This window comes from Paenibacillus sp. FSL H7-0716, from assembly GCF_038002705.1.
Lineage (GTDB): Bacteria > Bacillota > Bacilli > Paenibacillales > Paenibacillaceae > Paenibacillus_AQ > Paenibacillus_AQ odorifer.
In genome coordinates this window covers 1-21,495 of record NZ_JBBODA010000058.1, presented here as the reverse complement: position 1 = coordinate 21,495, position 21,495 = coordinate 1, and the positions used below count along the sequence as shown (strand labels likewise).

Sequence of the window (21,495 nt, the reverse complement as noted above, 5' to 3'; positions counted from 1 at the left end):
TTGGTCCAGGTTCATCACCATCGTATGGATAGTGGTGAAATTCACCACCACCAGTACCTTTGAGTGAAGCCGCCACTAAAGTACCGTTAATCTGACCATTAATAAAATCAACATGAGCATAGGGGGCAAGTATGCTTCCCATTACACCTATGCCTGCCATATCAAGATACGCAGCTTGGCTAAAGTTAAGCAAAATTTTCTTGCTGTTCAACACGTTATTAGGTAGAAATCCGAAGTTTTTCATTTTTACGTTAGAACCATCAATATTAATAATTGTAGTAGATCCTGAAGGAACATTTATTGTAATTCCGTAGGTATTAGAGACGTTATCTCCTGGAACATTAAAAACATTGACCGCAGGATCTGTACCTGTCAGGGTAAGGCTGCCATATTGGTACACTGTTGTTCCATTCGCCGGCAATGCTGCAAGTTCTGCTGATTTGTCCTTCAAAGACTGACCTACGGCTGAAAAGTCAATCGTACTCCCCTGTCTTTTTGTACCACCCTTGAGGAGCGTTACATTCCCTGAAAAATCTCCCCCGTACACGATATTCCCATAAACAGTACCTCCGTTGAAAGTAAGATTCCCTCCAACAACAAGTGTGTCAGTCAGGGAAACCTCTGCAGCGGTCAACCTATCTCCAACACTATAGTTGGTTAAGTTAACGTTACCTCCAGCAGCAAACCTTCCTTCCGTATCCGAAACTGTTGTTATATCCCCTAGAATAAACACGTTGTAGACCGCTGCAATTCCCAATGTAGAAGAACTACTAGCTCCAGCAACTCCAGCTCCCAATGAGGAAAGCCCACTACCTACCGTCAAAATCCCAGCTAATACAAGCGAGAGTAACGGTTTTATTCTTCTTTTCAAATGGCACACCTCCTAAAACTATGATTTATATTAATCAGAATAATTACCAGAAACTCTAAAGGACCTAACAACAAAAAAGACCGCCAAAAAGAAGTGAAATTCCCTTCTCATGGCAGTCGGACGGTCATTGTGCCTTTAAGACACTTTAGACTCCTGGACTTTGCGTCCCGCCCTTTCAGACGGTTTGCTATTATCATGACTATATATATGTATTACACTGCAAGTCCAGAACTGGTAGCTGAAGCATTCAATCCAATAACAGTCTATGACTTTTAATACTTTTGAATTAATAACAGTTTAGCTCCCGACACCCACAATTGTCAATCAATTCCTTTCGATAATTCCCCGCATTAGTACCACACAAAAAAAGCGCCTAAAGGCGCTTCGCATAAGGTTTTTCATTAAATTTTAAAGTAACTGTATGTAGCCCAATATGGATATCCATAAGGGAACACTCAGAATTAAACCAAAAAACAATCCACGCTGGAGGCTGCCCTCTTTTTCCATCATAATTCTCCTTTATGTGTGTCCGATGCATTAATTTTTATTATTACAATTTTAATATAATTTATTCTTCGTTATTTAGTTGTGAATTTAATCACATTGGATAAGCTGTTTAGAAATACCATTGATTATTTTTGGAATATCGGGGTAGAATACGAATATACGTTCCTATTAGAGGTGATGAGATTCATGCATAGAGCAGAAAGCAGGGACAACATGCTGGTGAAATCTTATTTATTGCTTCCGATGATTTTATCAGCTTTCGAACGGGACTCCGCCATTTTATCTACACACTTACGAACACCCGCCCCTTATCTGGAGGTGCTTGGAACAGCTGCTGCAGTAGCTACAACAGATCTAAGGGATGTTCGTGCAGAAATGAGAAGACGGGGAATCAAGGTGTATGAGCAAAACAGACTTAATACGGGAATTGAAGCCAAGTATATATGTCGTGGCTATCACGAACGAATGCTGCTGTTGAATGACATTGTTGCGGCTCAGGCTGCCATCCATATGCGCAGATACCTAGGGCTGGATATTTCATCTTTTAAGAGTTACGAAGAACAGTACCAGATTAAGTAAAGCTGTATAGAAGCCGCTGCGCTCTCTCCCCCCAATCAATTAGTGAACAAAAAAATAGGCCTTACCATGGGAGTTGGCAAGACCTGAGAGAGATATACCACAAAACACTGGGGGGTGTTTGGTGTCTCTAATATATACCTCGAACCTGAAAAAAAGCTGATAGGCACATAAAAATTACATTAAAAATATTGTTCGCCGTTCAGAAGTGATTAGAGTGCTCCCACAAGCTTAGCCGACCTTTAGCTGGAATTGGATGGCTTAATGGATGAACCCCTTCAAGCTTCCAAGCAAACCGTCCTTCGCTATAGTCGCCAAAATCATATTCGTTCCCATTGATCCATTCCCTTAAATCCACCTCTGGAGTAACCACATAACATCCCGCGAGCTGACCTGTAGCAATAATAGCTCCTGTCGGCAAATTATTCGCTGTATAGCCATGTCTCGCCAATACTGATTTGTACGGTTCCTGTTCACAAATCTTTTTGTCGATCCGCATCCCGGCATGAATGCCTAACTCGCCGCGGTAGGCTGTTCTCCATGAACGAGTTTCAAACTCTTTTTCACCAAGAGCAATTAAGGTCGCCCAAGGCTGCCGTATTGTTATACACCGCATGATAATTATCCTCTCCTACGAATGACCCTGAAACGATCACCTTAGGCTTGCATATTCAGAGTATGGTCACAGTAATTCATAAGTATAATTTATGGTCTCAAAAAATTCATGCTAGTAATCAAAATATGGGTAATTCCAAAAATAGCACATGGAACGAGGAGGAGATAGTTTTTCATCCAAAGTCCAACGAAAAAGAAATACAAAGGCGGCATGCTTGCAATTCCTAGTATCAGTAACCACGGAGCAACCACCCCATTATAATAGAGCATCCAAGAAATATAATAGGCTGCCAAAAACAAAACTGCTAGTCCAATGTAAAGGTTGCTGTTACTTCCTTCGCCTTTGTTTATCAGAACAACCATAAGAATAACCGTCAACACTCCAAACAATCCTTCTATAATATTCAATGTTTTATGGGTGGAACTGTTTCCAGTAAGCACATTATTTGCAGGAGGCACTAACATCCAGATTATATTAGGAAGTAGCTGTAAAGTGTATAATAAAAGGCCTTTCAACGAAAACTGAAATCCATATTTTATCATAATATTCCCCTCCCAAAACTTAATGTATGCTATAAGAACATTCATTTTTATTATATACAAACAAAAGTTCTAAATATCAATATTATAGACATTCACCTGTAACTCCCCCCAATTTAAACAAATAAAATAATTAAAATTGATAAAGGAGAATATAGTTTGTATACTAATCAAATAGTTAGTGTACAAACTATGTAAAGAGGGGAATTAATTTATGGACAACCCAGGACAGTTATTAATAAGAGTAAGTCTTGAAATGAAAAAAAGCTTAACAAAAAAACTTTTACTTTATAATGTAACAGCTCCTCAATGGGCCGTATTAAAAGATATATCTATTCATTTAGAAGGAACAACTCCAGCTATGATTGCAGAGCGAACTTACTCGGATCGCCCTACAATAACGGGTATACTCGAGCGACTTAAAGCAAAAGGGCTTCTGGACATTAGAGATAATCCAAATGATAAACGATCAAATCTTGTATTCATTACAGATTCGGGAATGATAATTAAGAGTCAAATAGAAGTTCTTAGTGACGAAATCATGGATAACGCACTTAAAAATATTTCTGAACAAGAAATGTCCACGTTTATGAACGTGCTTAAAACGATCTATTTAAATATTAGTTAGGGAAGTGAAACTTATGATTCTAATCACAGGGGCAACCGGTAATGTAGGACGTGAAGTGGTTAACGAACTAAGGAAAAGTGAAACACCTTTTAAAATTGCCTCCCATCGAAAGGACAGTGAGTATGTTTATTTAGATTTTGAAAATGCTGATTCTTTTCGTCCAGCGTTAACAGGAGTGAAAAAATTATTTTTACTGCGCCCTCCTCATATAGCTGACGCAAAAAAATATTTCCAACCTCTCATAGATATCGCAAAGGAAGTCGGAGTTGAACACATTGTGTTTCTATCCCTATTGGGCGTAGAGAAAAACCCAATTGTTCCACACCATAAAATAGAAAAAATCATTAAAAAATCAGGAATTCCATATACTTTTTTACGCCCAAGTTTCTTCATGCAAAACTTAATTGCTCAACATGGGGAAGAGCTACGTAAAGAAAAGGAGATCTATGTACCCGCAGGAAAAGGCAAGACTAGCTTTATCGATGTTCGTGATATCGGTACTGTAACAGCTAGAGTCCTAACTGAGAATGGTCATGAAAATAAAGGTTACTCGTTAACGGGGACTGAAGCGCTAGATTACTATGAAGTAGCTGAAATTTTATCTGAAGAGCTAGGAGAAACAATCAAATATGTTAATCCATCCGTTCTTCAGTTTAGAGATAAAATGTTAACAAAAGGAATCCAAAAAGAATTTGTTACTGTTATGATTGGAATTTACTTCACAGCAAAAATTGGATTAGCCAAAAAAACCACGCCTGATTTAGAAATATTACTTGGTAAAAGACCCATTACATTCAAAGAATTTGCACATGACTATAAGTACGAATTAGTTTAATCATGGAGGTTTTTGGGCTAAACCATCAGGAAAGTTGCACCTTCTAAATATAAAAAAGGCGATGAGATTAAAGTGTTTTTTGAAGTAAGTGATGATTCATTCCCTGCACAAGTTACCGCCAAAAAAATCACCAAAATCAAGAATTGAGCAAAAAGAATAGAATCTACTATAAAGAAGCGGCGTCTCCAAAAGGGGCGGCGCTTCTTTATAGTAGATTTAAGGAGAAATCCATATTTATAAATTTACTCTGTGCAAAAAAGTGACCCCACCAACTTCCGGCAGGGTCTAGATCTATTTTATAAGGGGGTTATGTATTTACTATAATCCTCTTAGCTTAAATAAGTATGAAGCCCGTCTAAAGATTTGCTGAAATATTATTTTTTTATCGAAACCGATCAAATATAGTAACGTATCAATCTTAATTTTCAAATTACTACATATACAAAATGGAAGTGTGTATAAAGATGAAAATATTCAGTCTATCGCTTATAGCATTGTCTTCCATTGGAGTAGTTGCCACATTCGGATTTTCAACATTCAGCTTAATCACAGGAATTATAGGAGGGCTTATTGCAGCATTTGCAATTTCAGGCTACTTGCAGTCTGTCAGACGTGATTACCCCAATGAGAGCTATGAGAATAAACAAGTTAAGTATCAGTCGAACTATAATACTTGGTAAGCAAAAGCCCCACCTTAAACTGATGGTAGAAGAAACAAACGAGGGATAACGGCTAGCTGTAGAAGTGCTTTCACCGAAAATTCATTCCTTAGTTCATAGATTACATGAGCTTTGTCTTGTTTGGTGATTTCCCCTTGTTTTGAGCCTCTAGTTTAATCTGTGCAGGATATGATGTATAGCCCTTTTTAAAAGCTTCTTTCCCATGATGTTCATATTGACTAATCCAATTACTGTATGACAATTAAATAGAAGAGAGCTGCTAAAACAAACCGGTATAGAGCAAACCACTCCAATCGAAGTCGCTTAATCAGTTTGATGAACGTCACTACTGCAATCATTGCCACAAGAAAGGATGTCGCAAAGCCAATTAACATTAGAAGCAAATCGTCAGAACTCAGCAAATCACGACTATCGTACAAATCCAACAAGCTTGCACCAAACATAACTGGCACGGAAATAAGGAATGTAAAATCTGCAGCGGCTTTTTGGCTAGTGCCAAGCAACAGGCCACCTGAAATCGTCGAACCTGATCTTGAAAATCCCGGCCATAACGCCAAGCATTGGAACAGACCAATTCCGAAAGCCTGTTTATAATTAATCCCATCGATAGTACCCGCGGTTTCAGTCCGCCTATTCCGCGCTGCAATGATCATCAACACACCACCAACAACTAGACCGATCAAAACAGGGGTTGGGCCAAATAATTGGCTTTTTATTGTGTCCTTGAAGAGAAGATATAGGATTAATGCTGGTAACATAGCCAAAATCATATGAATGACATTTAATCCTTTGCTTTTGGAAAAATCCATTCTAATCATATTAACCCCAATCTCCAAATACCTTTTCCAATAAAGAATTAGAACTGCCATCACTGCACCCAACTGAATAACAATTTTAAAAGTTATTGCAGCATCACCCTCAAAGCTAAGCAAATCGCCTGCTAAAATAAGATGTCCAGTAGATGATACTGGTAAAAATTCAGTTAAGCCCTCTATTATGCCAAGTATTATTGCCTTAATTACGTCAGTCATCATTGGATTGTCCCCTTTCGGAAATAAAATCATTTAATTTCCAGTATAAGGGAGACACGTAAACTTCCCCATCGATTAACCTAACAATATTCAATTCAGAATGACATAATTGTCACATTGCTCATTATTCCAGTCTTAAGTAACTCCTTTATTAAACTACCATTTCCCGTTAGCATAACAACAGAATCAAACATTAAACCTTGATCAATAAAAAATCCGTTAATCTTCTGAACTTGCTGCCCGTTATTTTGGATAATCAATTTCGGAGCATGCAGCAGATATGAATACCGAAACGTAACTTCCATCTGATCATTCTGCGGCCGCGTGCGTGGAGCCTCAATCACCATCATGATTCCAAAGCGCTGAGAAACCACACAGAACCGCCACCCCGACCAAGGATATGGGGGTCTTTGGTTTGCAAAACACAAAATGTTAAGTATAATATTATTGTCGAAACGCTAAGGCGTCTGTACAGGATGGCTACCTGGCACTGATGATGGCAGGCCAAGCGCTTTATAAAGTTTTCTTTATGTGTATTTATACTTTAGGAGCGTGGTTATCTATGAAAATTAATATTACCGCACATTTTAACATTGATATTACTTTATCTCTTCATCTGTTAGCCGTAGCCAGTCTTGCTTATGAACTCAGTTCACTGACGAGCTCGTGAAATTCGAGCGAAAAGTATCTGTACTAAGACACCTTATGGTGTCTTTTTTATTTTTATAGTAATTACCATCTAACCGATCTGCCCCCGCAAGAGAAAAGCAGCTTATGCTGCTCCTCCTCCACATCCTTCATTCTGATTGCTGTCAGCTTGCGACACGCCTTCCATCTGCTCGACAGTGACCACTAGTCATACCGTTTTCATTAGGGCCATTCATCAATAAATATCACTCTGGACATATATTCTCATGTGCTTCGAGGAATTTGGGAATCGATTCTCAGAACCCGGAAAGAGGTTGTTAATCACAACCGAAGACCTCACTTTACTTGAGTAAAGGTAGAAGAATGGTAGAAGACAGGTAATTTCAAGACAAATGGCACGGTCCCGGAATCCCGGAAAACCGCGCCATTGCGCCATTCTTAGATATGCTGGTGAAGGGAATTGAACCCCCGGCCTACGCATTACGAGTGCGACCAAGCAAGTATTTATAAGGTAGTATAAGGGTTTGCAAGACTGAATTATATACGAGAAATGCTGTTTAGATACTTATAAGGGTTTGTAGATATTTAGTAGCCGTTAGAAGTTTGGTTAGAAGAAATGTTAGAAGAAAATGATTGGTCTTGTACCAGTCCGTCCCTTGTAAGAACAAGCTGCAGATCAACAAGGCGGATGCGGGCGACATTAGCGCCGACCGCGTGCTTTAATTAGTGCAACCACAGAGACGACTAGTGCGGCACCAATAATGATATAGGTGATTGTATTCAGCATTTTCACTTCCTCCTTCATGTTGACGGGGAATAGCCCCATATTATACTGCATTCTCTAAATCCCCTAAAGCTTCTTCAAACTCTGAGAATGTATCCCGTAAGCTTTCCAGAGCCTCTTTTGCACGTTCCAGCGCCTCCATTCGCTCGTTGTATTTATCAAGTCGTTCCTGAAGCATTTCTCCTAATTCCTCCATGCCTTCCAAGCGGTCGATCTTTTCCTGCAGAGCATCGGCCGCTTCTTCGTATTGCTCAAATAGCTGCTCAATCTCATCTAATGGGTATGCCACCTTCAGCCCATTGGCTGACTTTACCGCTTTTTCTGTCTCGCTCTTATTCATCGTACCCCTCCGCGTATGCCCGCCGGCTGATTGTATCGTTCAAACCGTTTATGTTATGATTGGGCGGAGAGCAGGGGGCGCAACCCCTGCTCTCCGGGAACCTATTTACGTTTGCCTGCCCGGCGGCGTTTGGTTCCTTTTTCTTTTGTCTCCTTTGTCGCTTTCCTCAGTAGGACTAGTGCTGTTGCCAAATTCACAATGGAGACTGCTAAGTTTGCCCAATCTTTCATAAGCTCTGTTCACCTCCCCTCTACACTTATAATTATACAACGAATATCGTTGAATATCAACTAAAAACGTTGAGCTTATCTGCAAGCTATTGTATAGTTATGGTGAGGTGAGAAGGTATGTTGAGATTAAAAATTCAAGAATTAAGAGAAGCGGAAAAGCTGAGTGTACGCCAATTAAGTGAAGCCACAAGTATTCGATGGAACACATTAAGCGATATGGAGAAGAACACTGCAAAGCATTGGCCTCCGGGGCATTTGGAAACTCTTTTGAAATTTTTTAATCTAACCCATATCTCAGAATTAATTGAATATACAAAGGATGAGGAGGACACCGAATAAAAAGTAATCGGGTAACCGAGAGAAGTAAAGGAAAACAATTCAACCCTAAATACAACAAATTATTGATATTATCTTCCAGTAAAACTCAAGTTCCTTTCAAGTATTAATAGTAAAAAAAGATGCCCTGCAGATCATTACGATCCGCAGGGCATTTTTTTAGTGTACTCCGATCTTACCGACCGATCCTTGAGCAATCCGGCATCTGAAAAGAATGCTGCCCTGCAGATCAATGCATCATCATACTTGTTCTTGAGCTCATCGGTTGCCCGTTCGAGCTCGCGGAAGCAAGGGCGAGACTCAAACATTGTTAATTTGGTACTGACTCTCATTGTTAATATAGTTTTCTACTCTTTTCTATATAGCTATCCAAATATAAAGCCTAAGTTCTCCCCTTGTGTAACCCTTAGAATATACCAAAAAAAGAACACATAATCCCCATTTATTTACGTTTATAGTTATAAAGTCCTTAAATTTAAATTCTTATTATCAAAGTCCTATTTATATCTAAATTTGTTGATTAATAGAATTAATTGTGTTCTAATTATCCCATAACAAGGAAATAAAAACCAAATTACTGGAGGTTATTATGCGAATTTTGAAGCACACTTTTTCTCTATTTTTGACGATTGCAATTATTTTCTCTTCATTTGGATTCTCAGCTTCAGCAGAATCAATTGAACAAACTGGTACTCATTTAGAAATTTTGAATATTAAGACGGACGCTCATTTGGAAAATTTCAATGATAAGACAGACAATGCCAATACAGAAAATGATTCGTTTCAAATTCAAAATTTCAACGCAAATGATATAAAATCTTGTGGTGCAAGCACCTGGGGTACTTATGGTCTCACTCAATTCACTTCACAGTATTCATTTAATAAAACACTATCCTGGGGGTTACAACTTTTACCAGCGGGAATTTTAGCATTTGGACCAACAGTTAAAGTCTCTGCACTGAGTGGAACAGTTACTCTAGCTGGTTCAGGGTTTCCAGTAAGTATTCCTGGAGCAAGTATTTATGCACCTCACAATCAACCTTCGAATTATCTTTTTCACGGAAGCCTTTCAAGATACAATATCTCAGGCGGGGGGAACGCATATCTTGAATCTGGTGACACTCTAAGTATTACATTCAACCTCGATAGCCCTAAAGCTGGTGCATTAGTCACTGTTTCTTGCATAGTTCCATAAATAAATATATAAAACAAAAGAGAGGAGAAGCCTCTCTTTTGTTTTATATAAACTCTTTGGAGTATACTATAATAAATTCCTATAGAAAGGGGATCAAAATGGGCGATAAGCAAAATACTCATTCGGAGTATTTTTTTTTGAAAGATACCACTCACGATGAATCTAAAGAAGTTGATCTTTCAAAAATTAATTGGTTTAAAGAAATGATTACATTTGACACCTTAAGAGAAGCAGAACATTGGGTTTATAACGGTGATGCTTATAATAAGATCGGAACCGAATTTGATGGCTACATGACAGGAGATCCTAAACTAGCCTTTTCTTTAGTTTTTCACTTAGTAAGAGAAAATAGAGAAAATCAACGGTTTTCTAATATCTTCGCAGATGAGCAACTAATTGACGGAAAAACATTATTTATGGTTTGGGTAGAGTAGTTTCTATTTGAAAAGGGAGGTAGCTTAGACGACCTCCTGAAAAAGTAATCCCCTCAAAAAATATTGGATCTCATCATATTTACATAAGGTAAAACCCCGTCAGAATAAATCCGGCGGGCATTTTTTATGAAATGACCTGAATTACATTGTCTATCTTTATCAAATCGCAATCATGCTCCATCTGGAACTTGATCTGTCGTAGTTGTCGATCAACAGCTAGCACAATGCCTCTGATCTCAATGTCATGCCTTGGGTCAAAGAGCGTTATTGTTTCCTGCTCATTATATCGCTAGGAATAAGTAAGGACATGATCAATCAGCTCCCACTCTTGTACATCCAGCACTGGTTTACTACGCAGACTCTGCATACGCTCATCAGTAATAATTCTCTGTTTGTGCTCTGGCAGCATCATTCTACTGCAATCAAATATACTCCCTAATTTCTTTACCATGATGCCTATCCTCCTAGTAATTTGTCCAATAATCTATATGGCCACCATCAACGCCCCATGTAACTGATGTAGATCGCTCCTCAGTTCGTTCCCATCCCTCAATTACAACTACACTCTCTGGTGGTCTCCCAAACTCCCACAGAATGTAGTTATCCTCTGCCAATTCCTGAAGCCCGACCTGGATCTTTTCTGGTTTTCGCCCACTCTTTGTCTCCAGCACCTCTAGCGTAGGCATGTATCCATGATGCACCGAGCAATGCCGCATAATCATCAGCAGCTTGCGGGCCGTATCGCTAAGCATAGCGTCTCTCCTGTATGGGGTGCCATGACAGGATACTGGATTCTAGGAATACTCGGGGCGAGTTGGCGGTCAAGCATGTAGCCCTGATACGACCGTCACAAATACTATGGACCTCGATCTTACGCTGAGTAATCTTGCCGACTTTATCTAAGTAAACAATTTCAACGGTTTGACCAATCTGCATTTGCATGTTGATAACCTCCCAAAAATAAGAACGTTTGTTTGTATTATAACCAAACATGCGTTCGTAAATCAATGTAAAAAAATATCCATCGATCTCTTAAGGTCGACCGAACCTTGCGTAATACTAAACTTACGGTAATCTACTATCTGCTTGAACCTATCAGACATTCTTCCCGTATGTACAAATTTGTAATATTTTCCGACCTAATATCTGATTTAAATCTAAACTTAAAGTTTTAATCTATATATACGTGTTTAAGTGTCACATAATTACACATCAGGAGGATTGAGATGAAGCAAAATGCAACATTGAAGTTTTTATTCCCCGTTCCTAAAGTTTTCTACCCATTTCCTATTCATTTCTTACGAATCGCTGCCCCAGAGCCATCTAGCAAAAGTATCTCCAGAATTCTCAACTCACTTCAAGAAAATAACTATATGACAATTGATGATGTTGTAAATACTTCTCCAGCGGATTTAGTTAAGTCTCGAAACTTTGGTGAAAAGGGCTTAATTGTTTTGTTTATTTTATTGAAAACTATTTCACAGAAACCTGAGTTAGTTTTGAAAACAGAGATTTTAGAACAACCTTTACGAGGTCAGGTTGAACGATTAAAAAGAATGCCCCTAGTTAAGAACCAATTAATTGAGTTAGGCATTGAAATATAAATACAAGAAACCCGCCAGGTAGAAGACTGGCGGGTTATTACTTAAATTTGTCGTTACTAACTGTCGATTATGCTAAAACCATCCTAAATTCAAATTCACTTCTCATATAATAAGAATCAGCAACTTTAACACTAACAGGACTCCATTTCTGAATCGAGCCACCACAATCAACTATACACCCTGCCAGATCACCACGGCGTTCAAGTATATCTACCTGTGACTGTGACAAAGCAGCCGTAAGGAATTCAGAGTCTGTCTTTAGGACCTTGTATACACTACTCAACATGATCACTCCTATGAATAAAATACCTGTCTCTCATTTTCTCTGCTTTATGTATTTCTTAATCAAATAAAACAAAACAAATCCCAGCAACACCAAGCCAAGTATGGTGATCCATAGAATTACTGGATTCCCCACGTAAAAGTAAGTCTCTCTATACTGATAGTTTTCATTATTCATAAGTATATGATTAATTCATTTGGAACATCATGTATATGTACACTGATAAGGAAAATTTTCCTTATCACAAAGAAATACCCCACCATAGCAGCAGGGTAAGTGATTTGAAATTCAGTTTTTTTGTCAACAATTTTTGATAATTTTTTTTAAAGTCAGAGACTCGCAAATATAACCATGACATACTATACTCGTCTATAAAGTTATTTCTTTGATTTATAACTCTTTACTAATGAACTGATGCCTTTAATAATTAAAAATATTAGTATCCCCGAAATAATCACAGTTAATATTAAATTAGTCCAAACTATTTCCAAACTTATTCCTCCGTCTCAGCGTTTAAGTTTTCTAAATTCATGATATCCCATTACCCCTGATAAATAAACGACTTCGTACATATCATTAATATATATAGTTGAACTCTCATAAGTCAAATTATTCATTTTTTCAATATAATCACTAATATATTTTAGCGTTCCCTCTTTATTCTTCAAATTCTTAATCCCATAGAGATCTACCAATATTTCATTTGCTAATCTTGTAGACGAAATATCTCCATTATCGCTACCATTAATTTTTAATTCCATCTGATCCTTGATCGGAAGAAAAAGATAGCTGTGATCGGCGAGTCTTAAAAGATCTAATTTTTCAGTTACAGTTTGCTCATCTACAGGTATACTTAACCACTTTTTAACAAAGTAGGTATAGTAAATAGCTTTAATACTTTTTTGCTCTGAAAGTGTTAAACTCCTCTCAACCATTGTTAAATTACTCTTTATAAGCTCCTTAATAGATGGAGATATTTTCATATTCATTGAATTAATTATAGATAAAAAATTAAAGTGAATCTGCAGTTTATATTGTTGATTAATATTAATCGTGGTTTGATCTGTATTTGGGGTTTGCTTTGATTCATCTTTCAGATGCTTTTCCAAAGAATTAATTATATTTTTTTTAAAGTCTTCGTCTAATTGAATCTCTAACTCTTTTGCAAGAGAGATCGTGTCTTTTTCTTCAATAAGTGCTCTACTAAGATTTTTTTCTTGGGTCATACTCGAAATTTTTGTTAACACTAATATTTTGAGTTTTTCTTTATTTATTTGAATTAAATTTCCGTAAAAGCGATTAATCTCGAAAGTATAGTACGTGGATGAAATATCAATTTGGTTTGTAAGTGTGCTTATAAAGCCAGATACTTGATTATCCTCGAAGTAAGTATCTTTGAGAGTTTCTACGAGTTTATTATTGGGATTTAAAGAATCACAGGCAGATGTAGAGAACATAAACATCAAGGATAAAACAGCTAGTATAATTTTTCTGCTCAAAGCACTCATCCTTCTTCACATAAAGCAGCTATGCCAGAATTTATTTTTCTGGCATAGCTGTTTACGTAGTGAATTTTGTTATTATTGTTTCGTAGCAGTCCCGGTTACATTAAGAGTCCCGCCAGAATAAGTTAAGATACCTTCCGGATACATCATATAAGTTACAACATTTGCGTATGTGAGTTTTGAAATACCTAAGGACGCCGAGCTAGTTCCACTTGCTGTTTGAGTCCAATCAGCAACTTTCCCGACATATGGTGCTTCCGTTGATATTGGACCGTAGGCTACAAATCTATAATTAGCTACTGTCGAATCAACAGACCCGCGAACCTTATTAGCCTGCAAACTTCCATACACATTAATTGATATCAATCCAACATCAACCGTAACACTGCCACCCACTTCGCCTTCCACAGTATTATTGCTATTCCGTTTCATACCATAAATGCTCCAACTATCAGCAGAGGCCACTGAAAATTCAGCTTTACTAGCGGTATTTTCTACCGAATAAGCATTATCAAGAATGAATTTCAGATCTGCTTCAGAGAGCTTATCTCCAACGCTATATGCATCTGCTATCTTCTTGCCTTCAATTTGAATGTTCTCATCATTAGGAGTTAAAGAACTGGCATTTGCTGAAAATGGAAGTACCATTGAAGCACATAAAACAATAGAAGTTAATAATTTAATTCTTTTCATAAAATATTCCTCCTATAAATGATAATAATATACTTACTTTTGGTAGAAGAAGCGAATCCTGCCCTCTAATCATTCCTTATAAGGAAAATATACTAATCACCTCCATAATTTTCTATGTAATAACTTTACAATAATTAAATAATTTATACAAGTTTCATAGATTTATTTCTTGTATATCTTAAGACTTCACATCGCAGAGGGTTTCCAATCGCTTATTTCATCTACACGGTACGAGTGTTCATTATCCACATCGACGATTCCGTTTTGAGCCAAAACCGTAGTAAGAACGGCGATCACCGAAGCGAACGCCAGTACATCCGTTAAGTTTTGATTGACCATACTTTACTTGTCCCCTTTTTGTTGTGATGCCAACCCGAGACGATGAAGGATTGTAATAAACCGCGCCTCAGCATATGTTGCTGATCCCGGTGTATCAATAACTGGCTTACCATTGAGGACTGACGGCGTACATGCAAACGCCTGTAAAGCCTCCTTGGACCATACAGGAGGGTTGGTATTCGTCAATTCCAACAGTATAATCCTCAGTTCCTTAATATCTGCAGCCTGCTTAAGAGACTGTTCTTTAAGTACATCTTTGCTATTGGTCAATCCAGATACTACTTTCGCTAGTTCCTTTACTTGTACTTCCAGTTCTGCGATTCTACTCATATTTTCATCTGCCTCCCCTTTTAGTCGATCTATAACAGCCGATGCTTCTGCCATAGCGATCTCTGACGGCTTAGCACCAGCACGTAGTTGTGAGGTTGTCAGCCCAAAAGTCATTTGAAAATGCGGTGCATCCTTAATTGAGACAAAATCACCGCCCCATTCAAAACCAAGAGCTTTAGCCTCCTGAACTACCTCCGTCCAATCAGCTACCTTGTCACCATCACCGTCACGTTTTAAATCCCATGATACCTGTTTCCCATCTGGTAGTAATAATGCGAAGTCGATGGCTAGTCCAAAGTTATGATAACTGGTCCCGCCCTTGGCGTTGGTGACCTTTGGTTTGTCCGGCTGTGCCTTAACGCTCGATAATCCAGCTACATTAAGCTCTGCTTGCGTCCGTCCCTGAGCAAGTAGTCCATTCTGCTCAGCTATTGTCCGCAACCCCTGAGTTATCAAGATAGGAACTCCCCGAGTGTAACAGCGCTCAATTAAAACTGTCGCAGCAGCCATTACTACCGGGTGCAATCCTATCATTCTCGTAGATGATTTACTCTTTACTTGATCCAGCGTGAGAGACATTACTCATCGTCCCCCTTTCTGTTGGCAGCGCGTTTAACCTTCTTATCCAGCTCACTCCCCACCCACTTAAGTACTACATCCAAGACTGGCAATGGGAGTGAATCCCCCCAACCTGCCCGTATTGAGTTTGCTGTCATACTCTGCAAAACGTGGTACAAGGTTCCAATAGATAATGCACCAAATATCGCTCCAGGCAACCCAAACACCATATCAAGCAGATGTCCACCTGCGGGTAGTAGCAACATGAAGAACGTACGAAAGACTCCATCAATTCCATATTTACTGGCATATGTGTTATCCTTTTTGGCGGCTCTAATACCAGATAACCAATCCATGATAATAAAAAATAAAAGTGCAGCCATGATGGTTACGACCGCGTCCGCCTCCCCATATAAAAAATCAAATGTCGGAACAAGTACTGCACCTATCGTTGACGCAGCGATTTGAGATTTAGTCAATGCAATTCCCCCCCAATATAAATAGCCCCCGGGGATCCGAGGGCAAAATAAAAACGCCTACTATGTGGCGCTAGCAATTTAATCTATTCTTTTAGCTCTGCTGCGACATCCTCACGGATAATCTCCGGTACTTGCTCTAACTTCTTAAGTCCTTTACGAATCAAGCTTGCATATACTTTAGGCATTGACTTCTTCACCTCCCACTACAGGTTCTGTAGGTGCTACGGGTTGTCCGGCAAGTACCAGCTCATAAAGCTCTGTGAGTGCCAATTGTGCGTCTGCCGCCTCTTGTTTGGCAGTCTGTAACTCTTCATAATTTTCTGTAAGAGCAAGCTGTGCTTCTTGCAGTTGTGTTTCGGTTTGATCAAGTCTTTCCAAGGTCTCTACAAGTTTCTTATTGGTTTGTTCTAGTTCCTGAACCGTTTTAGCATTTTCTCCCTCTACCATTTCGATTCGTTTAATTAGCACATCTGCCGGCACTTCCCCAGGATAGGTAAACTCCAAATCCTCCGTATCTGGATTAACGCGGTAGCCGTTGCACTCAGCGAACTCTCGCCGAAACTGACCGTATTTAAGCTTAACTACTCCAATGGTATCGCGGACCCGCTCAGCCAGTGCCTTATATGTTGCAAAGTCCTGATCCTCGGTTGTCTCCACTACCAACCTACCTACCTGTTCACCCGTATTTACTACCACGTTTCCTGTTGCTTTTTCAAAGTATATTTTCATGCCAATTTCCATCATAATCCCTCCCAATAAAATATCTAGCGGTTTGTCTACTGTATTGCAATCCATGTATAAGGATAGTATCCGTTTATAACTGGTAGTTTAAAACCCGTACTGTTCACATATACAGGTGATGCCTCCCTGAATATGTTAAGGTCTGGAGTTGATGTTCTTCCACCTAGTGTTGTGATTCTGTAGTTCGCATCCATTCTAGCGTCATACACGATATGGTCTTTGTTTGTGTTGGATGCATTACCATTCTTTATAATGATCACTGTGGGCTTGAAGGTTAGTCCCGAAACGATTAGTGATGCGGCTATAACTGTGCTACCATCAGCCCTTGTGTACGTCTCAAGATCACCAGATTCAATCGTGCCGGAGGCAACTTGTGGTAGTCCAGCAGAATTCAGTTGGGCTACAGTCACTTTTATTTCTCCAGCACCCATCCCGCCTTTTCTATAACCTTCCAGTGGGTAGACAGCTAGATCACCGTTTCCCCATCTCCCCACACCCGAAGCTACATCAACCCCAGCTATAACAGGCATAGTCCCCTGTTTTCCGAACATCGTTCTGTCGCTTCTCCAATTACTAGGATTGGCTAAGTTGTCCTCCCTTACACGAATAGAGGAAGTGGTATTGTAGTACCCCTCCGGTGTATTTAGGTACAAATCATACCCGCTTAATGTTGCGCCCGCCGCATCCTTAGCGACGGAACGATTGTCTGGCATCGTCCCGTTCACCAGTCCGTTTTCTGTTCCTATCGTTTTTCCCGCCAAGACTTCCGCTGCTGTAGCTGTTCCATATTCACCCCCTTCACCCTGTAAGATAAAAGCCGTTCCATCGTATACAACCGTATAGACACCACCAAGAGCCAAAGGCGGGTTATTGCCATTTGGCTTTTTGATAGATTTAGCGCCCAGACCATTTACATTGAGTGTAACCGGACCTGTTGTAGCTGCATGTGCTTTAAAAGATATTCGATCTCCAGCTATAAGAGATGTTATGACACCACCCGCGATACTTGCCGTTAATGCTGGAGCTGTACCTTTAGTTAACCCAGCATAGGTTAAGGTACCGTTTGCGATTTCCCCCATGTTTTTTCCAGCATGTAAATCCGCATCCAGCCCACTACCTACCCCATCCACTGTAAGCAACTTTAATAAAATATCAGCAGCAGTGTATGAAGTCGCTGGCAAAGGGACGAAACCTAACGAAGAACCCATAACAGGCGCAGTGTGGACGCCAACACCAATACCGCCCGCAATAACTACGGGCATAGCAATTTGCACTACGTCCCCCGACGTTGCGAAAATATTCGGTGCGGCATTATTATATCCATTCCCTGAGGGTAATGTTTTTTCGATGTGTACCCATCCATCAGCAGGAGTCAAAGTAATATTAGCGGACAAGGCAACACCATTTTTTCGTAACCTTGCCTCTTTGGTTATGACGGCATTTTTGCCGGACTTGACCCTTATCCAGAAGGACACGGTAAATAATTTATCGACCCCGCCAGCAGGAAAGTTGTTGTTCACAGTCATTAAATATGTTCCCGCAAGGGCTCCCGCAGTAGCTACCCCAGAACCCATTGTAAAAGAGGCTATGTTAAATTCAGTGCCGTACCTCAAATTACCAAGACCCATAGCAGTTGTTAGGCTAGACACATCTTCCGTTAATGCTCCAGAAGCTCCACCGTTAGTAGAGTTATCGTGATAGAACTTACCTCCACTAGCTACACTAGTACCGTTATATGGAGAGAAAAAGGAGTTGTTTGCAAAGTTAGTGGTAGCATAAAGTGATCTAGGGTCTCCATCTATACCGAAAAATCTACCGGAATCCCCAAGCAAGTTTACAACCCCACCGTATGGCAGATTATTCGCACTTACAAATCCATTACTATCTAGTCCCGCATACCCGTTGTTGGCGTTCTTTTTGCCGGAATGCTCTAGCTCGTACCACTCGGAGATGGTCCCGTTATAGATGTTACGTGTGAACACACGCATATTAACACCGGGTGAGTACGACGTGAATGTCTGGTTAAACCCTGCGTGTTTGGTGACCTTCAGGAAAAAGGACTGCCCAGCAACTGCTGCTGGGAGGTTTAACATAGTCGCCGCGCTGGCGTTACTAGGGCAGCAGTACTCTCCTTCTCCTAGAGTGTTCAAGTCCGTAGCGTCAGCAAGCGTGACCGCCTTACGCGCCAAGTACAGAGGAATCTGAGCATCCATAAACTTAGCATCCGAACCCAGCCCAGCGTATCCGCTCGCCACGTTCTTGCGGCTAGCGTTTTCTTCTTCTCTCCACTCACCCCAAACGCTGTTATAGCACTCTCGAATGTAAGTGCGAGGGACAGTGGAGAACGTAGTTGCTCGTTGGAAAAAGATAGAGTCAGGGTTTTGTGAGTGTGCGAATACTTCGATAAAGAACCAAGCACCTGTGTTGTTACCCGGTGCGTTTATAAGAGGGTACCCATCGTACTGACCGTTACGGTTAACTGTGTTCAGGTCTGTACTAGGAGCTAGGCGGATGACCTTACCTGCGTTATCAGTGAGCTTGTACTTCTGGAACTCCTGCCCGGACTGAAGCACGGTGTCGTCGGGAATTGTCTGTACTGCTACAGGTAGTGCAGTAGGTGCTGCGCCGCTGTAAACAGCACTCAGATTCCACGTTGGTGGCGCAGTAGGGCTCGCATGCTTTACAGATACAGCAAAGGCAATAGCAGCCCCTGGCGCATGTCGTGCTTCTATACTTATTTTCCAACGAGAGTTAGTGGCGTCCCAACTAATATCAGATATAGATATGTGCTGATTGATAAGACCCGTTACTTCTGGGTATTGCGTGCTCTGATAGTTTAGGGTAGTAGCAGCAGCAGCAACCACATTAAAACGCTTCGTCATTTTACCAGCTGCGTTCACTGCATTCCAACTAGCCGTCACAGTCACCTCAATGTAGCCTGACAATGCACCAGTTGTAAATAAGTCAATTCTTTGATTAGCTACGCTGTTTGAGAATGAAAATCCAAGAACGCGTTCAGATATTCTACTAGATAACACATTACCATCTGAAACCACCATTCTATTCGCATCTAAAGCTGTAACACCATTAGCCACATTTCTGTCGGTTTTTGGAATGTATTTACCGTCAGCAGTACCTGGCATAGCATTCCAGGCAGTACGTTCTGATGCTGTGATGTGTACTACGGTGTTATCAACGTGGGTCTTAGTTTGCGAGAGTGTTATGTCAGGTGTGTCGAATGGATTAGCTTTGCCTGTAATGGCTTTGAGATACTTGGTAAGCCAGGAAAACCACTGAGTGATAGTGCCCGTCAAGCTATAGGGAGTAGTAATCGAAGGATCAGCTGTACGGTTACCTATCGTTGCATCTGTAGCCGATCCCGCAGCACCAGCTCCAGGAGTGAGCCCGGCCAACTTCGCCTTCTCTGCAGAAGAATAATCCTCTGTTGAAAGTTGTTTGCCTGATACCTTGTCCACTTTGCCTGAGAGTTGATTGGTGACCGTGGCTGCAAAGTTCGGATCATTATTCAGTGCGTCCCCAATTTCTTTAAGTGTATCGAGAGCATCCGGTGCAGCACCGACCACAGCTTGAATACGCTGGTCAGTCTCTGTTTTGCTGTAAGTGGATGATCTATCTGCCTTTGCAAGTAGTGCAGTATCTACATAGGTTTTGGCAGATGATAGAGCAGCATCTGCTTTAGTCTGAGCACTTGCAGGTGTCTCCTTGGCTTTCCATTCCGCTCTTTCAGCAGCCGTTATGTGCTTAACCGCATCTTTTTTATGCGTATCAATATCTGCAGTATTTTGATCCACAAGCTCATTGACGGTCTCAATACCATCCTCAATATGATTCAAGCGTGCCGATGTAATCCTCGTACCCTCCTGGACTAATTCATAAAGCGGGCGCCCTGTCTGTGGATCAGTCTTTTGCTTTCCTGAGGCATCCTTAATCGGCTTGGTCAGATCGGGAATCTCGTCCCTCCATTGCTGCTTGTTATACGCCACCAACATTCGCCTCCAATCTCAAAACTATTTCAAAGGCAATCAAAAACCCCTTATCGTTTTTTGTAACGGTAAGGGGTTGGTCTGCCAGTATATTACCTTCAGCATCCAGCAAGGATGCGCCTAAAAGTTGTTTGCCGATGGCTTGAGTCTCCGTTATATAAATGTACTTTCGAACAGACATACCAGACACTATTGTTTTGTAAATAGGATACGTCGTCTGAACGCCTCCTATATTTACCCGCGCGCTGACGATGTGGCCATTCAAATTCAAAATCAACTTCTCCAGAAGCAACTGCTTAATAACGTCTGCCATTACTCCCCTCCTCCAAACGGAACTTCAAACCCGCAAATCGGGAAGTCCACTCCATGCGAGTAGCCAGTACCTTTTATATTAATAACTTGCGTCGGAACTGCTGAACTAAATACTGCTCGACGAATATGAACCGGATGCACGTATTCAAAATCAGCCTGCAGACCTGCCATGTTAAACGGTTGAACTAAGGAAAATTCAAAGTGGATCTCTTTTGCTAAAAAGTCCTCTGAAACATTTTTCAGCTTTCCATGCTGATTTCCCAGTTCCCGCAATAGAGGTAGCTTAAAAGGTCTATCGCCCCAGCGCTTCCGGCGTATCGCCTCTCTACGCTCATCATCACTTCCCTCTTGAGTCTTCCGGAAGTACATCCATTCCCAGATCCACAACGCCCAGGTC

At 40.4% G+C, this 21,495-nt stretch carries 27 protein-coding genes, 1 pseudogene and 1 riboswitch; of the genes and pseudogenes, 7 read left to right on the top strand and 21 right to left on the bottom strand.

The window, feature by feature from the left end:
• Nucleotides 1-871 (bottom strand): choice-of-anchor A family protein (locus MHH60_RS32240; protein ID WP_341161210.1); only part of this gene is annotated, 871 nt, incomplete at its 3' end.
• A gap of 108 nt (nt 872-979) precedes the next feature.
• Nucleotides 980-1,070, bottom strand: a riboswitch (cyclic di-GMP riboswitch).
• A gap of 494 nt (nt 1,071-1,564) precedes the next feature.
• Between MHH60_RS32240 and MHH60_RS32235 the strand changes: the two genes are divergently transcribed.
• On the top strand, nt 1,565-1,957 hold the full coding sequence (locus MHH60_RS32235; RefSeq protein WP_051491249.1) for a hypothetical protein: 393 nt from the start codon (nt 1,565-1,567) through the stop codon (nt 1,955-1,957).
• A gap of 199 nt (nt 1,958-2,156) precedes the next feature.
• Here MHH60_RS32235 and MHH60_RS32230 read toward each other — a convergent pair whose 3' ends face one another.
• Nucleotides 2,157-2,570 carry an ASCH domain-containing protein gene (locus tag MHH60_RS32230; RefSeq protein WP_076138195.1) on the bottom strand — a complete coding sequence of 138 codons (414 nt, stop codon included), beginning with the start codon at nt 2,568-2,570 and terminating at the stop codon, nt 2,157-2,159.
• An 89-nt stretch (nt 2,571-2,659) separates the two neighbouring features.
• Nucleotides 2,660-3,112, bottom strand: a complete 453-nt coding sequence (locus MHH60_RS32225) for a hypothetical protein (RefSeq protein ID WP_076138193.1) — start codon at nt 3,110-3,112, stop codon at nt 2,660-2,662.
• Nucleotides 3,113-3,323: 211 nt separating this feature from the next.
• Between MHH60_RS32225 and MHH60_RS32220 the strand changes: the two genes are divergently transcribed.
• Nucleotides 3,324-3,737: a MarR family winged helix-turn-helix transcriptional regulator gene (locus tag MHH60_RS32220; protein ID WP_036682564.1), complete on the top strand. Its 414-nt coding sequence runs from the start codon at nt 3,324-3,326 to the stop codon at nt 3,735-3,737.
• Between the two features lie 13 nt (nt 3,738-3,750).
• Entirely contained in the window at nt 3,751-4,572 is an 822-nt protein-coding gene (locus tag MHH60_RS32215; protein ID WP_076138192.1) for an SDR family oxidoreductase, read from the top strand.
• 907 nt (nt 4,573-5,479) lie between these two features.
• Here the strand turns inward: MHH60_RS32215 and MHH60_RS32210 are convergent.
• The 5 genes from MHH60_RS32210 to MHH60_RS32190 all read right to left on the bottom strand — a co-directional run bounded on the left by MHH60_RS32210 (nt 5,480) and on the right by MHH60_RS32190 (nt 8,285).
• Nucleotides 5,480-6,283, bottom strand: coding sequence for an undecaprenyl-diphosphate phosphatase (locus tag MHH60_RS32210; protein WP_076138271.1), 804 nt, complete (start codon nt 6,281-6,283; stop codon nt 5,480-5,482).
• A 95-nt stretch (nt 6,284-6,378) separates the two neighbouring features.
• Nucleotides 6,379-6,633 (bottom strand): hypothetical protein, encoded by a 255-nt coding sequence (locus MHH60_RS32205; protein ID WP_143766770.1) that lies wholly within the window; start codon nt 6,631-6,633, stop codon nt 6,379-6,381.
• Between the two features lie 998 nt (nt 6,634-7,631).
• Complete coding sequence (locus tag MHH60_RS32200; protein WP_179088959.1) at nt 7,632-7,769, bottom strand: hypothetical protein; 138 nt, start codon at nt 7,767-7,769, stop codon at nt 7,632-7,634.
• Nucleotides 7,759-8,055, bottom strand: coding sequence for a hypothetical protein (locus tag MHH60_RS32195; protein ID WP_076138604.1), 297 nt, complete (start codon nt 8,053-8,055; stop codon nt 7,759-7,761). Before MHH60_RS32195 ends, MHH60_RS32200 begins: the two co-directional genes overlap by 11 nt.
• Before the next feature lie 101 nt (nt 8,056-8,156).
• On the bottom strand, nt 8,157-8,285 hold the full coding sequence (locus MHH60_RS32190; protein WP_256715247.1) for a hypothetical protein: 129 nt from the start codon (nt 8,283-8,285) through the stop codon (nt 8,157-8,159).
• A 117-nt stretch (nt 8,286-8,402) separates the two neighbouring features.
• Between MHH60_RS32190 and MHH60_RS32185 the strand changes: the two genes are divergently transcribed.
• The 3 genes from MHH60_RS32185 to MHH60_RS32175 all read left to right on the top strand — a co-directional run bounded on the left by MHH60_RS32185 (nt 8,403) and on the right by MHH60_RS32175 (nt 10,250).
• The gene (locus MHH60_RS32185) at nt 8,403-8,624 is read left to right on the top strand and encodes a helix-turn-helix domain-containing protein (RefSeq protein WP_076138603.1); all 222 of its coding nucleotides are present in this window, start codon (nt 8,403-8,405) and stop codon (nt 8,622-8,624) included.
• Nucleotides 8,625-9,210: 586 nt separating this feature from the next.
• Nucleotides 9,211-9,816 carry a hypothetical protein gene (locus MHH60_RS32180; RefSeq protein WP_076138602.1) on the top strand — a complete coding sequence of 202 codons (606 nt, stop codon included), beginning with the start codon at nt 9,211-9,213 and terminating at the stop codon, nt 9,814-9,816.
• Between the two features lie 98 nt (nt 9,817-9,914).
• Complete coding sequence (locus MHH60_RS32175) at nt 9,915-10,250, top strand: hypothetical protein (RefSeq protein ID WP_076138601.1); 336 nt, start codon at nt 9,915-9,917, stop codon at nt 10,248-10,250.
• A 289-nt stretch (nt 10,251-10,539) separates the two neighbouring features.
• On the opposite strand, the gene MHH60_RS32170 is transcribed toward MHH60_RS32175, so the two are convergent.
• Both MHH60_RS32170 and MHH60_RS32165 read right to left on the bottom strand, forming a co-directional pair.
• The gene (locus MHH60_RS32170) at nt 10,540-10,701 is read right to left on the bottom strand and encodes a YolD-like family protein (protein WP_143766788.1); all 162 of its coding nucleotides are present in this window, start codon (nt 10,699-10,701) and stop codon (nt 10,540-10,542) included.
• 13 nt (nt 10,702-10,714) lie between these two features.
• Nucleotides 10,715-11,002 (bottom strand): helix-turn-helix domain-containing protein, encoded by a 288-nt coding sequence (locus tag MHH60_RS32165; protein WP_076138600.1) that lies wholly within the window; start codon nt 11,000-11,002, stop codon nt 10,715-10,717.
• Between the two features lie 474 nt (nt 11,003-11,476).
• Here MHH60_RS32165 and MHH60_RS32160 point away from each other — a divergent pair, with 474 nt between their 5' ends.
• Nucleotides 11,477-11,854 carry a DNA-directed RNA polymerase subunit alpha C-terminal domain-containing protein gene (locus MHH60_RS32160; RefSeq protein WP_076138598.1) on the top strand — a complete coding sequence of 126 codons (378 nt, stop codon included), beginning with the start codon at nt 11,477-11,479 and terminating at the stop codon, nt 11,852-11,854.
• Between the two features lie 67 nt (nt 11,855-11,921).
• Here the strand turns inward: MHH60_RS32160 and MHH60_RS32155 are convergent, their stop codons facing one another.
• From MHH60_RS32155 to MHH60_RS32105, 11 genes and pseudogenes are all read right to left on the bottom strand, one after another.
• The gene (locus tag MHH60_RS32155) at nt 11,922-12,140 is read right to left on the bottom strand and encodes a hypothetical protein (RefSeq protein ID WP_256715246.1); all 219 of its coding nucleotides are present in this window, start codon (nt 12,138-12,140) and stop codon (nt 11,922-11,924) included.
• A 503-nt stretch (nt 12,141-12,643) separates the two neighbouring features.
• Nucleotides 12,644-13,636, bottom strand: coding sequence for a hypothetical protein (locus MHH60_RS32150; protein ID WP_076138596.1), 993 nt, complete (start codon nt 13,634-13,636; stop codon nt 12,644-12,646).
• A gap of 81 nt (nt 13,637-13,717) precedes the next feature.
• Nucleotides 13,718-14,335, bottom strand: a complete 618-nt coding sequence (locus MHH60_RS32145) for a hypothetical protein (RefSeq protein ID WP_076138595.1) — start codon at nt 14,333-14,335, stop codon at nt 13,718-13,720.
• 186 nt (nt 14,336-14,521) lie between these two features.
• Nucleotides 14,522-14,674 carry a hypothetical protein gene (locus MHH60_RS32140; RefSeq protein ID WP_179088958.1) on the bottom strand — a complete coding sequence of 51 codons (153 nt, stop codon included), beginning with the start codon at nt 14,672-14,674 and terminating at the stop codon, nt 14,522-14,524.
• Nucleotides 14,675-14,677: 3 nt separating this feature from the next.
• Entirely contained in the window at nt 14,678-15,583 is a 906-nt protein-coding gene (locus tag MHH60_RS32135) for a M15 family metallopeptidase (RefSeq protein WP_076138594.1), read from the bottom strand.
• A complete protein-coding gene (locus MHH60_RS32130) occupies nt 15,583-16,041 on the bottom strand; it encodes a phage holin family protein (RefSeq protein WP_256715245.1) in 459 nt (152 codons plus the stop codon). Before MHH60_RS32130 ends, MHH60_RS32135 begins: the two co-directional genes overlap by 1 nt.
• A gap of 83 nt (nt 16,042-16,124) precedes the next feature.
• The gene (locus tag MHH60_RS32125; RefSeq protein WP_254848733.1) at nt 16,125-16,226 is read right to left on the bottom strand and encodes a CD1375 family protein; all 102 of its coding nucleotides are present in this window, start codon (nt 16,224-16,226) and stop codon (nt 16,125-16,127) included.
• Complete coding sequence (locus tag MHH60_RS32120) at nt 16,219-16,782, bottom strand: hypothetical protein (RefSeq protein WP_076138592.1); 564 nt, start codon at nt 16,780-16,782, stop codon at nt 16,219-16,221. The genes MHH60_RS32125 and MHH60_RS32120 overlap by 8 nt, the downstream gene beginning before the upstream one ends.
• 35 nt (nt 16,783-16,817) lie before the next feature.
• The gene (locus tag MHH60_RS32115) at nt 16,818-20,786 is read right to left on the bottom strand and encodes a pyocin knob domain-containing protein (RefSeq protein WP_179088956.1); all 3,969 of its coding nucleotides are present in this window, start codon (nt 20,784-20,786) and stop codon (nt 16,818-16,820) included.
• Nucleotides 20,776-21,099 carry a hypothetical protein gene (locus MHH60_RS32110; protein WP_076138591.1) on the bottom strand — a complete coding sequence of 108 codons (324 nt, stop codon included), beginning with the start codon at nt 21,097-21,099 and terminating at the stop codon, nt 20,776-20,778. Before MHH60_RS32110 ends, MHH60_RS32115 begins: the two co-directional genes overlap by 11 nt.
• Nucleotides 21,099-21,495: pseudogene (locus MHH60_RS32105) on the bottom strand (hypothetical protein); the annotation flags it as partial. The pseudogene MHH60_RS32105 and the gene MHH60_RS32110, both read right to left, overlap by 1 nt.

Coding starts and splice junctions, on each gene's coding strand:
- MHH60_RS32235 (WP_051491249.1), top strand. CDS start 1,565: ATGCATAGAGCAGAAAGCAGGGACAACATGCTGGTGAAATCTTATTTA.
- MHH60_RS32230 (WP_076138195.1), bottom strand. CDS start 2,570: ATGCGGTGTATAACAATACGGCAGCCTTGGGCGACCTTAATTGCTCTT.
- MHH60_RS32225 (WP_076138193.1), bottom strand. CDS start 3,112: ATGATAAAATATGGATTTCAGTTTTCGTTGAAAGGCCTTTTATTATAC.
- MHH60_RS32220 (WP_036682564.1), top strand. CDS start 3,324: ATGGACAACCCAGGACAGTTATTAATAAGAGTAAGTCTTGAAATGAAA.
- MHH60_RS32215 (WP_076138192.1), top strand. CDS start 3,751: ATGATTCTAATCACAGGGGCAACCGGTAATGTAGGACGTGAAGTGGTT.
- MHH60_RS32210 (WP_076138271.1), bottom strand. CDS start 6,283: ATGACTGACGTAATTAAGGCAATAATACTTGGCATAATAGAGGGCTTA.
- MHH60_RS32205 (WP_143766770.1), bottom strand. CDS start 6,633: ATGATGGTGATTGAGGCTCCACGCACGCGGCCGCAGAATGATCAGATG.
- MHH60_RS32200 (WP_179088959.1), bottom strand. CDS start 7,769: ATGCAGTATAATATGGGGCTATTCCCCGTCAACATGAAGGAGGAAGTG.
- MHH60_RS32195 (WP_076138604.1), bottom strand. CDS start 8,055: ATGAATAAGAGCGAGACAGAAAAAGCGGTAAAGTCAGCCAATGGGCTG.
- MHH60_RS32190 (WP_256715247.1), bottom strand. CDS start 8,285: ATGAAAGATTGGGCAAACTTAGCAGTCTCCATTGTGAATTTGGCAACA.
- MHH60_RS32185 (WP_076138603.1), top strand. CDS start 8,403: ATGTTGAGATTAAAAATTCAAGAATTAAGAGAAGCGGAAAAGCTGAGT.
- MHH60_RS32180 (WP_076138602.1), top strand. CDS start 9,211: ATGCGAATTTTGAAGCACACTTTTTCTCTATTTTTGACGATTGCAATT.
- MHH60_RS32175 (WP_076138601.1), top strand. CDS start 9,915: ATGGGCGATAAGCAAAATACTCATTCGGAGTATTTTTTTTTGAAAGAT.
- MHH60_RS32170 (WP_143766788.1), bottom strand. CDS start 10,701: ATGGTAAAGAAATTAGGGAGTATATTTGATTGCAGTAGAATGATGCTG.
- MHH60_RS32165 (WP_076138600.1), bottom strand. CDS start 11,002: ATGCTTAGCGATACGGCCCGCAAGCTGCTGATGATTATGCGGCATTGC.
- MHH60_RS32160 (WP_076138598.1), top strand. CDS start 11,477: ATGAAGCAAAATGCAACATTGAAGTTTTTATTCCCCGTTCCTAAAGTT.
- MHH60_RS32155 (WP_256715246.1), bottom strand. CDS start 12,140: ATGTTGAGTAGTGTATACAAGGTCCTAAAGACAGACTCTGAATTCCTT.
- MHH60_RS32145 (WP_076138595.1), bottom strand. CDS start 14,335: ATGAAAAGAATTAAATTATTAACTTCTATTGTTTTATGTGCTTCAATG.
- MHH60_RS32140 (WP_179088958.1), bottom strand. CDS start 14,674: ATGGTCAATCAAAACTTAACGGATGTACTGGCGTTCGCTTCGGTGATC.
- MHH60_RS32135 (WP_076138594.1), bottom strand. CDS start 15,583: ATGTCTCTCACGCTGGATCAAGTAAAGAGTAAATCATCTACGAGAATG.
- MHH60_RS32125 (WP_254848733.1), bottom strand. CDS start 16,226: ATGCCTAAAGTATATGCAAGCTTGATTCGTAAAGGACTTAAGAAGTTA.
- MHH60_RS32120 (WP_076138592.1), bottom strand. CDS start 16,782: ATGGAAATTGGCATGAAAATATACTTTGAAAAAGCAACAGGAAACGTG.
- MHH60_RS32110 (WP_076138591.1), bottom strand. CDS start 21,099: ATGGCAGACGTTATTAAGCAGTTGCTTCTGGAGAAGTTGATTTTGAAT.